General features: G+C 66.9%; 9 protein-coding genes and 1 pseudogene. 7 read left to right on the top strand and 3 right to left on the bottom strand.

The window, feature by feature from the left end; all coding sequences use genetic code 11:
* The first annotated feature begins 146 nt into the window (after positions 1-146).
* The 3 genes from BM052_RS14180 (at position 147) to BM052_RS14190 (ending at position 5,808) form a co-directional block, all read left to right on the top strand.
* The gene (locus BM052_RS14180) at positions 147-1,925 is read left to right on the top strand and encodes a tetratricopeptide repeat-containing sulfotransferase family protein (protein WP_091147936.1); all 1,779 of its coding nucleotides are present in this window, start codon (positions 147-149) and stop codon (positions 1,923-1,925) included.
* 141 nt (positions 1,926-2,066) lie between these two features.
* Positions 2,067-4,454, top strand: a complete 2,388-nt coding sequence (locus BM052_RS14185) for a TonB-dependent receptor (protein WP_369821541.1) — start codon at positions 2,067-2,069, stop codon at positions 4,452-4,454.
* Between the two features lie 31 nt (positions 4,455-4,485).
* Positions 4,486-5,808, top strand: a complete 1,323-nt coding sequence (locus tag BM052_RS14190) for an amino acid permease (protein ID WP_369821540.1) — start codon at positions 4,486-4,488, stop codon at positions 5,806-5,808.
* Here BM052_RS14190 and BM052_RS14195 read toward each other — a convergent pair.
* Entirely contained in the window at positions 5,805-6,401 is a 597-nt protein-coding gene (locus BM052_RS14195; RefSeq protein WP_091147941.1) for a TetR family transcriptional regulator C-terminal domain-containing protein, read from the bottom strand. The genes BM052_RS14190 and BM052_RS14195 overlap by 4 nt on opposite strands.
* 36 nt (positions 6,402-6,437) lie before the next feature.
* Here BM052_RS14195 and BM052_RS14200 point away from each other — a divergent pair, with 36 nt between their 5' ends.
* Together BM052_RS14200 and BM052_RS14205 are read left to right on the top strand one after the other, a co-directional pair.
* A complete protein-coding gene (locus BM052_RS14200; protein WP_091148001.1) occupies positions 6,438-7,607 on the top strand; it encodes an aromatic ring-hydroxylating oxygenase subunit alpha in 1,170 nt (389 codons plus the stop codon).
* A complete protein-coding gene (locus tag BM052_RS14205) occupies positions 7,604-9,208 on the top strand; it encodes a phytoene desaturase family protein (RefSeq protein ID WP_091147944.1) in 1,605 nt (534 codons plus the stop codon). Before BM052_RS14200 ends, BM052_RS14205 begins: the two co-directional genes overlap by 4 nt.
* Positions 9,209-9,662: 454 nt before the next feature.
* Here BM052_RS14205 and BM052_RS14210 read toward each other — a convergent pair whose 3' ends face one another.
* Entirely contained in the window at positions 9,663-10,949 is a 1,287-nt protein-coding gene (locus tag BM052_RS14210; protein WP_091147946.1) for a DUF3422 domain-containing protein, read from the bottom strand.
* A gap of 106 nt (positions 10,950-11,055) precedes the next feature.
* Positions 11,056-12,459: a M20/M25/M40 family metallo-hydrolase gene (locus BM052_RS14215; RefSeq protein WP_091147948.1), complete on the bottom strand. Its 1,404-nt coding sequence runs from the start codon at positions 12,457-12,459 to the stop codon at positions 11,056-11,058.
* A 179-nt stretch (positions 12,460-12,638) separates the two neighbouring features.
* On the opposite strand from BM052_RS14215, the pseudogene BM052_RS19565 reads away from it, so the two are divergent.
* Positions 12,639-12,841 (top strand): annotated as a pseudogene (locus tag BM052_RS19565) (ISAs1 family transposase); the annotation flags it as partial.
* Positions 12,842-13,148: 307 nt separating this feature from the next.
* On the top strand, positions 13,149-13,337 hold the full coding sequence (locus BM052_RS19570) for a hypothetical protein (protein WP_177198485.1): 189 nt from the start codon (positions 13,149-13,151) through the stop codon (positions 13,335-13,337).
* Positions 13,338-13,363: the final 26 nt, after the last annotated feature.

Below are 13,363 nucleotides of genomic sequence, written 5' to 3' on the forward strand. Positions count from 1 at the left end.
CTGACAGTGCCCATGGCGATCAAGCTGGCACCATGATTGTCACAAAGCCGTCAATTCCGCAACGGAGCCGGGCAAGGGGAGCCAGGTGCCGTGATCCGCACCCCGCGGCTTGAGGTGAGGCCGCGACTTGCCCATAAGTCCGGGCGATGAATCGTCCCTTCCCCGCCGCGTCGATCGGCCAGATCGTCGCATCGGACCCCGCCCGGGCGGTGGCCGTGCTGCGCGACGCGATCCTGCGCGATGCCGACGATGCCGGGGCCTATCGCCTGCTGGGACGGGCGCTGCGCGCGCTCGGCCGCGACGCGGAAGCCGCCCTTGCCGAAAGCGAGGCGATCCGCGCCTCCACGCGCGACCCCGAACTGATCGCGATCGCCCGGGCGCTGATGGCGAACGACCTGCCCGATGCGGAGGCGCGCCTGCGCCGGCGCCTGCGCGAGGAACCGCTCGACGTGGCGGCGATCCGGATGATGGCGGAGCTTGCCGCGCGCATCGGGCGCCTGCACGATTCCGAGACGCTGCTGCGCCGCGCGCTCGAACTGGCCCCGGGCTTCGCTGCGGCGCGGGCGAACCTTGCCACCGTGCTTTACAAGCAGAACCGCTTCGCCGACGCCGTGAAGCAGCTCGACGCCGTGCTTGCCGCCGAAGGCGCCGACCCGGGCAGTCTCAACTTGCGCGCGGCGGCGCTCGGACGCATCGGCGATTACGAAGAAGCGCGCCGGCTCTATGCCGAACTGACCACGACTTTCCCCAACCACGCCAAGCTCTGGATGAGCCAGGGCCATATCCTCAAGACGCTGGGCGAGCAGGATGGGAGCGTGGCCGCCTATCGCCGGGCGCTGGCGATCGAACCAGGCCTGGGCGAGGCCTGGTGGAGCCTCGCCAACCTGAAGACCTTGCGCTTCTCCGACGCCGACGTCGCGGCGATGGAAGCCGCGCTTATGCGCGAAGGCCTGGACGACGATGACCGGCTCCACTTGCATTTCGCGCTCGGCAAGGCGTTCGAGGATCGCGGCGAACCGGAGCCGTCGTTCCGCCACTACGCCGCCGGCAACCGCCTGCGCCGCGACCAGCTCGGCCACGATCCGCAGGCCGTCTCGGCGCAGGTCGACAGCATGATCGCCACCCTGACGCCCGGGTTGCTGGCCGCCCGCGCCGGCGCCGGCGATCCCTCGCCCGATCCCGTCTTCATCCTCGGCCTGCCGCGCGCCGGCTCGACGCTGATCGAGCAGATCCTGTCGAGCCACTCGCAAGTCGAAGGCACCATGGAACTGCCCGACATTCCCGCCATGGCCCTGCGCGAGGCGCTGGAGACCGCCGGCAAGCCCAGGGACTGGGCGGCGGCCCTTGCCGCCATGCCCCCGGCGCGCTTGGCCGAGCTGGGAGCCGAATTCATCGAGCGCACCCGCATCCAGCGCAAGACCGCCAAGCCGTTCTACATCGACAAGCTGCCCAACAACTGGGCCTACCTGGGCTTCATCGCCCTGATCCTGCCCGCCGCGAAGATCATCGACGCGCGGCGCCATCCGCTCGACTGCTGCTTTTCCAACTTCAGGCAGCACTTCGCCAAAGGGCAGGCTTTTTCCTACGATCTCGATCACATCGGACGTTACTATGCCGATTACGTGCGGGCCATGGCGCATTATGACCGCGTCCTGCCCGGCCGCGTCCACCGGGTGATCCACGAACACCTGCTCGACGATCCCGAGGGCGAGGTTCGCCGCATGCTCGGCTACCTTGGCCTCCCCTTCGAGGAAGCCTGCCTGCGCTTTCACAGCAATACCCGCGCGGTGCGCACCGCGTCGAGCGAGCAGGTGCGCCGCCCGATCAACCGCGACGGCGTGGGCCAGTGGCGGGCTTACGAACCCTGGCTCGGCCCGCTCAAGACAGCGCTGGGGGACCTGCCCGAAACATACGCGGCCGGCTGACCCGAGGCGGCCACGCGATGTGGCAGAAATGCCATACATTGCACTGCACAATAGCAATCCGCCACCAAGCCTATTGTCAATGCCCGGGATTTGTGGCGCCTTTCGCGCAAAGCAAAACATAGGAGATTGCGGGTGATCTCATTGCATCTGGCTTGTCGTCGCGGCCTGGCTATCGCGCTGCTGGGATCCACCGCTCTTGCCACGGCGCAGCCCGCGCTGGCCCAGGACACGCCCGGCGGGACGGATGAGGGCGACGTCATCTACGTCACCGCCCAGAAACGGACCGAAAACCTGCAGAACGTGCCGATCGCGATCACCGCGCTGGGGACGGAAAAGTTGCAGGAACTCCAGGTCAAGGAATTGCAGGACACCGTCAAGTTCCTGCCCTCGGTAACGATCCAGACCACGCAGCCGGGTTTCAGCCAGATCTATTTCCGCGGCGTCGCCTCGGGCGAGAACGCCAACCACTCCGGGCCGCTTCCCACCGTCGGCACTTATCTCGACGAGATGCCGATCACCACGATCCAGGGCGCGCTGGACATCCACGCCTACGACCTTGCCCGCGTGGAAGCCCTGGCCGGGCCGCAAGGCACGCTCTACGGCGCCAGTTCGATGGCGGGCACGATCAAGCTCGTCACCAACCCGCCGGACTATTCGGGCACTTACGGCGCCACCGACCTGGAGCTCAATTCCACCGCGCACGGCGCGATGGGCGGCGTCGCCGAAGCGTTCATCAACCTCAAGCTCTCGGACCATTCGGCGCTGCGCGTGGTCGGCTGGTATCGCCATGACGGCGGCTATATCGACAACGTCCCGGGCAGCCGGACCTATCCCTCTTCCGAGATCACCCAGAACAACGCCGCTTTCGTCAAGAAGAACTACAACGACGTCGATACCTACGGCGCGCGCGCGGCCCTGGGCATCGAACTGGACGATAGCTGGACCGTCAAGCCGACCCTGATGGGCCAGGTCCAGAAGACCAACGGCAGCTTCGCCCAGGAACGTTCGAGCGCGGTCACCGGCAAGCTCCAGACCGTCCAGTACAATCCGGAAAGCAGCAAGGACGAATGGTATCAGGCGGCGCTGACGGTCGAAGGCAAGATCAGCAACTGGGATCTGGTCGCCACCGGCGGCATTCTCAATCGCAAGGATCACACGCAGTCCGACTATTCGGATTACGCGTACTTCTATGATGCGCTCTTCGGATCCGGCGCATACTTCTACGACAACGCCGGAGATCTCGTCAGCCCCAACCAGTACATCCAGGGCAAGGACAAGTATCACCGCCAGTTCGGCGAGCTGCGCATCAGTTCGCCGCAGGAGAACCGGCTGCGCCTGATCGCCGGCCTGTTCGCCCAGCGACAGGTGCACCAGATCACGCAGGACTACATCGTCGACAATATCGCCGATTCGATCACCGTCCCCGGCACGGACAGCGATATATGGCTGACCCGGCAGAAGCGCGTCGACCGCGACTATGCCGCCTTCGGCGAACTGAGCTTCGACATCACCGATCAACTGACCGCGACCGGCGGCCTGCGCGCTTACAAGTACAAGAACTCGCTGGTCGGCTTCTTCGGCTATAGCGACGGCTTTTCCAGCAAGACGGGCGTGGCGGCCTGCTTCGCCGACGCGATCGTCAGCGGATCGCCCTGCACCAATCTGGACAAGGCGACTTCCGATTCGGGCGTGATCCCCAAGGTCAACCTGACTTACAAGATCACCCCCGACGCGATGGTCTATGCAACCTGGTCGCGCGGGTTCCGGCCGGGCGGCATCAATCGCCGCTCCACCTTGCCGCCTTACGGCCCGGACACGCTCGACAACTATGAACTGGGCTGGAAGACCCAGTTCGGCCCGTTCCGTTTCAATGGCGCCGTCTATCAGGAGGACTGGAAGAACATCCAGCTTTCCTTCCTCGGCGAGAACGGCCTGACGCTGATCCGCAACGCCGGCGTCGCGCGCATTCGCGGCGTCGAGTTCGATCTCGGCTATCACCAGGACGGCCTGACCCTCAGTCTCGGCGGCAGCTACAACGACGCGACGATCCGCAAGGATTTCTGCCTCGTCGCCAATGCCGAATTCGACTGTACCCTGCCCGGCGGCGACGGGACCGAAAACGCGCTGCTCGCCACCAAGGGAACGCACCTGCCGATCACCGCGAAGTTCAAGGGCAACGCCATCGCCCGCTATGAATTCCCGGTCGGATCGTGGGAGGGCCATGTCCAGTTCGCCGCCAACCACATCGGCAAGCGCCGCAGCGACCTGCGCGACTACGAGAATTCCATCAAGGGCGAGTTCGGCGCCTATACCACCGCCGACCTCAGCCTGGGCGTGAAGAGCGACAAGTACCGCTTCGAACTCTACGTCACCAACCTGTTCGACAGCAACGGCGTAATCAACAGCAGCGTCCAGTGCCTCGAGACCACTTGCGGCGATCCTGACAATGTGAGCGGAACGGGCGGCGTCTTCTACGATTACGTCATCAAGCCCAGGATCATCGGCATCAAGGTCGGCACGGATTTCTGATCCGCCGGCGGACGGGCTGACGGGAGCCGGATTGGCAGGAGCCGAGCGGACAGGAGCCGGGTCGGCGGGGGCCGGGCTAACTGAGGCGCGGTGCGCGGGGGCCGGGGCGGCGGGGGGTCGCCTCGGCCTCATTGCCGCGATCGCGCTGGTCATGGGCAACATGATCGGCTCGGGCGTCTTCCTCCTGCCCGCGAGCCTCGCGCCTTATGGCTGGAACGCGGTGATCGGCTGGATCGCGACGACCGCCGGCGCCATGGTGCTGGCCTATGTCCTCACCCGGCTGGCCCGCGCCCTGCCCGAAGCCGGCGGCCCCTCCGGCTTCGTCTCGGCGGCTTTCGGACGCGCCGCCGGGTTCTTCATCAGCTGGATCTACCTGGTCTCGATCTGGACGGCGGTAGTCACCATCGCCGTTGCCGCGATCAGCTATCTTTCGAGCATGGCCCCCGCCCTTGCAACCGCTCCAGCCATCGCCGCGGTCGTGCTGCTGTGGCTGGTGGCACTGGTGAACCTGCGCGGCGTTCAGGCGGCCGGCGGGTTCCAGGTGGTGACGGTCGCGCTGAAGATCGTGCCGCTGGTGGTGGTCATCGTGCTGGCCGGCGGGGTGCTGCTGCACGGCCACGCCGCGCTGCCTCCGCTGGCCGCCGGAAGCGTGACGCTCCATGCCGTCAACGGCGCCGCCAGCCTGACCTTGTGGGCGCTGCTCGGTTTCGAATCCGCCAGCATCGCGGCGGCGCAAGTCAGGCGGCCGGAAGTCAACGTGGCCCGCGCCACGCTGTGGGGCACGGGCCTGACCGGCGTGCTCTACCTGCTGGTCTGCTCCGCCGTGGCGCTGCTGCTGCCGGCCGCGGTAGCCGCCGGCTCGCCCGCGCCTTTCGCCACTTTCGTCGCGCGCTTCTGGAACCCGCAAATCGCCGGCCTGGTCGCGGTCTTCGCGGTAATCAGCTGCGTCGGCGCGCTCAACGGCTGGACCCTGCTGGAAGCCGAGATGGTGCGCGCCATGGCCGCCCGCCGCCTGCTGCCCGCCTGGTTCGCCGCCACCGACGGGCGCGGCACCGCGCGGCGGGCGCTGGTGATCTCGACCGTGATCGCCAGCCTGTTCGCGGCGATGAACGCAAGCCGAACCATGCAGGCGCTGTTCGAGTACCTGCTGCTGCTTTCGACCTCGGCATCGCTGTGGCTCTACCTCGCCTGCGCGCTGGCGGCGCTGCGCCTGGGGGTGGCGCGTGTTCCGGCGCTGATCGGCGCGCTCTATTCGCTGTGGGCGCTGTGGGGCGCCGGCATCGGCGCGAGCGGGCTGAGCTTCGTGCTGATGGCGCTGGGCCTGCCGATCTGGCTATGGATGAAGCGCCGCTAACATAGCAACGCGTCGAGCCATTTCTCCGCCAGCGCTTCCGCCTCCTCGGGCGTGAACGGCGCCTGCCCCAGGCTCAGTTCGAGCCAGAGTCCGTCGATCAGCGCGGTCAGCGCCACTGCCGGCAGGCGCGTATCGGCAAGGTCCGGGCGGCAGGCGCGGATCAGCGCCTCGATGCCGCCGCGAAACTCGCCGTAGATCTCGGCATGCAGCGCGCCGATCGCCGGGTCCACGCGAGTCATGCTCCAGAACGCCAGCCAGGTCGCGAGCAGTTCGGGATCGGCGATCGGCGGGCGGAAGCTGGCGGTGACATAGGCCAGCAGCCGCGCGCGCGGGTCCGCGCCGGCCCCGGCCACCGCCTGCGCCAATGCGCCGGCCACGCGGTTGCCGGTCCAGCGATAGGCCTCGCCGATCGCCTCGGACACGCCGCCGAAGTAGTGGCGCAGGAGACCCGCCGAAACGCCCGCCGCCGCGCAGATGGTGCGCACCGAAGTGCCGCCCGCGCCATGCAGCGCCAGGCAGCGCGCGGTCGCTTCGACCAGGCTCTGGCGCCGCTGGTCCGGATCGGCCCGCCGGAAGGATTGCTGCCTGCCCATCATGTTGTTATACGTTCGTACAACAAGGAGCGCACGATGGCAACGCAGGCCGCCGAGACAACCGGGATCGACCCGCTGGAAGGCTGGAGCCTGCCCGCCTGGACTTATTCCGATCCCGAGTTCTTCGCCGTGGAGCAGGAGCGCGTGTTCGCCCCGAGCTGGCAAGTGGTCTGCCACCAAAGCGACCTGCCTTCCCCCGGCGACTGGCACACGCTGGACTACATCGGCGAAAGCGTGATCGTGGTGCGCGGCGCCGACGGGGCCCTGCGCGCCTTCACCAATGTCTGCCGCCATCGCGGTTCGCGCATCCTGGATGGCGCCAGCGGCTGCGCGCGGAAGCTGGTGTGCCCCTACCACGCCTGGACCTACGAGCTCGACGGCCGCCTCTCGGGCGTGCCCGACAGCGCCAGCTACCCCGCCTTCGACCGCGCCGGCCACGGCCTCGCCCCGGTCGGGCTCGAGATCTGGCGCGGCTTCGTGTTCGTGCGCCTGGTCGACGACGGCGGGCCCTCGGTGGCCGCGATGATGGCGCCTTACGAGGCGATGATCGCGCCCTACCGCTTCGAGGCACTCCAGGCGCTCGGCCGCGTCACGCTGCGCCCGCGCGCGGTCAACTGGAAGAACGTGGGCGACAACTACGCCGACGGGCTGCACATCCCCGTCGCCCATCCCGGCCTCACCCGCCTGTTCGGCAAGGGCTACGGCGTCGAGGCGCGCGCGCATGTCGACCGCATGTGGGGCGACCTGATCGAGCGGCCCTCCGCCAACTGGTCCGAGCGCCTGTACCAGAAGCTGCTGCCGCCGGTCCCGCACCTGCCGCCGGAACGACAGCGCCACTGGCTCTACTTCAAGCTCTGGCCCAATATCGCCTTCGACATCTACCCCGACCAGGTCGACTTCATGCAGTGGCTGCCGGTAGGCCCCACCGAGAGCCTGATCCGCGAGATCAGCTACGTGGCGCCCGGCGACGACCGGCGCGAGATGCGCGCGGCGCGCTATCTCAACTGGCGGATCAACCGGCAAGTCAATGCCGAAGACACCGCGCTCATCACCCGCGTCCAGCACGGCATGGCCTCGCGCAGCTTCGCGGTCGGCCCGCTGTCCGACAAGGAAGCTTGCCTGCGCCACTTCTGCAAGCGGATGCGCCGGATCATTCCAGAGGCCCGTCGCGAGACCAGGCCCGCCCCCGGCTGGAGCCATGCATGACCACCCAGTACGACGCCCTGATCGTCGGCGCCGGCCACAACGGCCTTGTCTGCGCCTTCTACCTTGCCCGCGCCGGGCTGAAGGTGCGCATCGTCGAGCGGCGCGACGTGGTGGGCGGCGCGGCGGTGACCGAGGAGTTCCATCCCGGCTTCCGCAACTCGGTGGCCAGCTACACGGTCAGTCTCTTGCAGCCCAAGGTCATCGCCGACATGCGCCTGGCCGATCACGGCTACCGCGTTATCGAACGGCCGATCAGCAACTTCCTGCCGCAGGAGGACGGCGGCTATCTCAAGCTCGGCGGCGGGCTGGAGCGCACCCAGGCCGAGTTCCGCAAGTTCTCCGCGCATGACGCCGCGGTGCTGCCCGCCTACTACGACGCGCTCGAAGGCGTGGCCGAAGTGCTGCGCCACCTCGCGCTCAAGTCCCCCCCGAACCTGGGCGACGGCTTTCGCGCCTTGATCGAGGGCGCGCTCCAGGGCCGCAGGCTCGCCGGCCTCTCGCTCGAACAGAAGCGCGACGTGCTGGACCTGTTCGCCAAGTCGGCGCGCGGCTTCCTCGATTCGTGGTTCGAAAGCGAGGCGGTGAAGGCCGCGTTCGGCTTCGACGCGGTGGTCGGCAACTATGCCTCGCCCGATACGCCGGGCAGCGCCTACGTCCTGCTCCACCACGTCTTCGGCGAAGTGAACGGCAAGAAGGGCGCCTGGGGCCACGCGGTGGGCGGCATGGGCGCGATCACGCAGATCATGGCCAAGGTCTGCCGCGCCGCCGGGGTGGAGATCAGCCTTGAAAGCCCGGTCGCGCAAGTCCTGGTCGATGGCGGCAAGGTTTCCGGCGTCCGGCTCGAAAGCGGCGAGGAGATCGCCGCCCCGCGCGTGATCGCCAATGTCGGGCCCAAGCTGCTCTACGGCCGGATGATCGCCCCGGCCGACCTGCCCGCCGACTTCGCGCGCCGGATGAAGGGCTTCAAGGCGGGCAGCGGCACGTTCCGCATGAACGTGGCGCTGTCCGAACTGCCGCGCTTCGCCTGCCTTCCGCAACCGGGGGAGCATCACCAGTCGGGCATCATCATCGCCCCGATGCTCGACTACATGGACCGCGCCTTCCTCGACGCCAAGCGCCTCGGCTGGTCGCGCCAGCCGATCGTCGAGATGCTGATCCCCTCGACCGTCGACGACAGCCTGGCCCCGCCGGGCCGGCACGTCGCCAGCCTGTTCTGCCAGCAGTTCGCCCCCGAACTGCCCGGCGGCCGGGACTGGGACGCCGAGGAGGAGGACAAGGCGGCGGACTGCATCATCGACACCGTGGAGGAATACGCCCCGGGCTTTCGCGCCTCCATCCTCGGCCGCCAGGTGCTGAGCCCCAAGGGCCTGGAGCGCAAGTTCGGCCTGGTCGGCGGAGACATCATGCACGGCAACATGACGCTGGACCAACTCTGGTCGGCCCGCCCAATGCTCGGCCACGGCGCCTATCGCGGGCCGGTGAAGGGCCTCTACATGTGCGGCGCCGGCACCCACCCCGGCGGCGGCGTCACCGGCGCCCCCGGCCACAACTGCGCCCGCGAAGTCATCGCCGACCGCGGCACCTTCCGCCGCTTCCTCTGACGCGGCGGATTGAAGGCAAGGAACACCAGACCCCCACCAAGGCCCGCGCGTTCCAGCATCCTCCGGCGGGCCCGGGACGAGCGGAGATGGCGCCGATTTTGGGCGCGATATCAATGCTTCACGATTTCAAAGAGCGCGGCAGGCCAACCCGCCGCGCGCATTATGTCATGGGCGGAGGATGTAGGAAAACGTTTCGTCGTTCCCGATCGGGTTCCGAGAGGCGTGGCCGGAAAGCGTAAAATTTCCGCCCAGGTCATTGCGACAATGCGGCTGACGCAGGCGGTGCGGCCGATACCAGGCCTCTTGGACGGAGACTCATTTCCCCTCGTCGCCATCACCGCCACCATGCGAAAGCTCATCACCATCGCTAACGCAAAACTCCGAGATGCAACAATCCTTCTGAGTTGATGACGAGGGGAAGGGGAACAGGAGTTCCGATCAATGATATTGGGTATCAGACCGATACGAACAGACGACGTTTGACGCGGTGCAGCGCCATCGCGGCGCTGATGACGACCAGCGGCGTCGCGAGCGCCAGTATCTCGGGCGCATGGAAGCGGCCGTCCGCCGCCTCGATGCCCTTCAGGACATAGCCCAGCAGGCCGATGCAGTAGTAGCTGAGCGCCACCACCGAGAGCCCTTCCACCAGTTGTTGCAGGCGCAACTGCAACGAGGAACTGCGCTCCATCGATTCCAGCAGGCGCGCGTTCTGGTTCTCGATCCGGGTTTCGATACGGGCGCGCAGCAGGCTGGTGAAGCTGGCGGTGCGTTCCGACAGGTCCGCCACGCGCCTTGTGTGTGCCGCGCAAGTGCGCACCGCGGGAAGCAATCGGCGCTCGGTGAAATCGGTCAGCGACTGGAACCCGGCAATCGCGCGCGGCGAAAGTTCGGCCAGTCGCTCTTCCACCAACTGGGCATAGGCCTGCGTCGCACTCATGCGATAGCCCGTGCCCACCGAAATGCTCATCAGGTCGAGCGAAAGGCCCGAAACCCGTTGGAGCAGGATATCGTCGGTGATCTCGGGGCGGGAGACGTCGCCCGACAATTCGCGCAGCGTGCCCTCGACCTGGTTGAGCACCGCCCACGAAGCATGCGCGGCCGGAAGGCCCAGCAGCGCGAGATTGCGATAGTTCCCCAGTTCCTGCACGCGCTGCGCCAGCCGCGTGAGATCCCTTGCCCCGGTGCCGTTCGCGGCGATGACCATGCGGCCGAATCCCTCTCGATCGATGCGAAAGTCGGTCCACACCCGTGCTCCCGCTCCGATATGGCAGCTTACGAGGTCGGTTTCGGTCAGACCGAGCGCATCGACCACCGGCGTCGCCGCCGCATCGTCGCTCACGATCGCCATGCGCGTGGCCCGTATCGTTTCACCCTGGAGGTGCTTGGCCCATTCCAACGCGGCCGCGGTCGAGGAATCCAGGGCCGAACCGATCAGGTCGGCCGGATCGGCGATGGGCGTGAAGAACGTGAATGCACTCGCCTCCGTGTGGGCTTCCCATACGAAAGCAGTGCCTCCTGGAAGTTCTCCCACCAGATGCTTCGGGTTATCCGTATCGGTGACGCGCGATCCTGCAGGCAGCGAAGCCAGCATTTCGCGCGCGCTGATGCGTTCGTTCTCGGACACCAGCCGCAGGATTTGGATGACCAGCGTCGGCGGCTCGATGGTCGGCCACCGCCGCAGATGCATTTCGCCGACGATCTCGCGCCGGGATGCATGTTCGCGCAGGATATCTTTCTCCATCTATTTGGACGCGCCGAAGTTCATTACCGCGTGCCTATCGATAGTTCGCGACGATGATAATACACCCGTTCCGCCACTGCCCGGGCGCGAGCGAAGGCCCCGCCCCTCACTTGCCCGCAAGATCCTTGTAGAGGCTGAGGTAATAGGTGATGCCCGGATTGATGTTGAGCAGCGGCTCGCGCTCGTTGAGGCCGTGGGCGAAATCCTCCGATTCCTTGATGAGCGTGGCGCTGGCGCCGTAGCTGGGCACGCCGAGCGCGCGATACCACATCGAATCGGATGCCCCGGAAGCCTGCATCGGGATGATCGGGATCGGCCCCCAGGCCGCCGTCACCGCCTTGCGCGCCGCCTTCACGAAGTCGTCGCGCATCGGCGAGGCGGGGGCCGCGACAGACTCGTCGCCGGTCATGTCGGTGAACTTCGCCGCCGGCTCGGCCGCGACCTTTTCCAGCTCGGCCAAGATCTCCTCGCGCGAGTGGCCGGGAAAAATGCGGCAGTTGATATTGGCGGTGGCGCTCTGCGGCAGCGCGTTCTGGGCATGGCCGCCGGCGATCATGGTGGGCACGCAGGTCGTCGCGATCCGGCCGGCCGTCGCGGGGTTGGCGCGCAGCACCCCCAGCGCGCCGTGGTCCTGCGGGTCGGCCGCGAAGGCCTTCATCGCCGCCGCCTGCCGGGGATCGGCTTCAAGCTTGGCGGCCTCGATCCAGTACTGGCGGGTTATGTCGTTGAGTTCGGGCTTGAAATTGTAGTGCCCGATCCGCGCCAGCACTTGCGAAAGCTGGACGATGGCATTGTCCTTGCGCGGCATCGAGCTGTGCCCGCCCGGGTTCGTCACCTCGATTTTGTAATCGACATAAGTCTTCTCGGCCCCCTGCCAGCTCCAGAACAGCGGCTTGCCGGTCTCTTCCGACAGCACCCCCGAAGCGCCATCGACATTGAGCACGATGTCCGCGTTCTTCAGGCGCTGCGCGATCAGCTTCGAGGTGTTCATGGTGGTCTCCTCGTCGCCCGAATAGGCGATCACGAGGCCGCGCCGGGGCTTGAAGCCCTGGCGCCGCAGCTCGATCATCGCCGAAAGCGCCAGTGCCGCGTCGAACTTGGTGTCGCTGGCGCCGCGCCCGTAGAGATAGCCGTTTTCCACCACCGGCGTGAAGGGATCGCGCTCCCAGTCCTCGGGCTTGGCCTCCACCACGTCCATGTGCGCGGAGACCACCACCGGCCCCAGCGAGGGATCGCTGCCCGGCCAGGTGGCGATCAGGTAGGCGGTGTCCTCGTAAGGGACGATCTCGATCTGCCTGGGATCCCACCCGCCCTTGACGAGGGCGTCGCGGAACAGCTGCGCCACTTCCCCGGTCTTGTTGCCCGGCCCGCGCACCGATCGCAGCGCGATCGCCTGCCTGGAAAGCTCCAGCACCTGCCTTTCGGCTTCCGGATAGGGCTTCGCCCAGGCCGGGCCGGAGGCCAGCAGCATCGCGCCAAGGGAAATCGGGATAAGGGTTCCAAGCCGCATCGGAAAATTCCACTGCCAGAAGGGGGGAGGAGAAGCACCGCCGAACCCGCTGGAGAACCCTCCGAATCCGAAAGCCCACCCAGTCTGCCCGCGCGCTTCGCCGACGGCAAGAAATAGCCTTCGCGCGCGTGATTGCCGCTGACGTGCGGCTGGCCGTGTATGGCTAGCAGGACGAGAGGACAACCGATGGCGACCATGGCCGTACGAGGTGCGCCAGCAGTTCGTCAGCCATGACGTGGACTGGCTCATCACCGATCGGCGCTTTCCCGGAGCACTACGTTTCCCCAGCCTCAAAGCCATCGCCGTGACCGAAGCCCAAGTCGAGCGCGCAGGACGAACCTTGGTCCGTCTCCAGTCAAATCCGCTGGGGCACGGAATGAAATTCCTTTCGAACGCCGTCCCGATGCTGTGCGAGCGCTGGAAGCCGGTGCGGATGCCGCTCTGGATCTGCCCCAGGAGTTCGGCGAGGCAGCCAAATCCCAGACGGCCGTTAACTGCTTCTTGCCGACGCACAACTTCCGTTATTGGGAGGAGTTGCGTGAGGATGATCCGCACGCCTATCAGGCGGAAAAGCAACGCGTGGCCGAGGCGGTCATCGCCATCCGCCCGGCATCACGACCGATATCGAAGTCACCGACATCGCCTCGCCCGCCGCGGTCATGCGCTACACGGGCAATTGGAAGGGCAGCATGGAAGGTTGGCTGGTGACGCCCGATACCGGCTTCAAATCCCTGCCGCTGACCTTGCCGGGGTTGGGTCGATTCCTGCGAGCCGGAGAATGGGTGCAACCGGGCGGCGGTCTGCCAACAAGCCTGATGACCGCATGCGCTGCTATTCGGGCCATGTGTCATCAGGATTGCGTGCCGTCTTCAGCGTGAAGCCTTGGCGGGAAGCAAGGATTGCT

Source organism: Novosphingobium sp. CF614, from assembly GCF_900113255.1.
In the GTDB taxonomy this organism is placed as follows: Bacteria; Pseudomonadota; Alphaproteobacteria; order Sphingomonadales; family Sphingomonadaceae; genus Novosphingobium.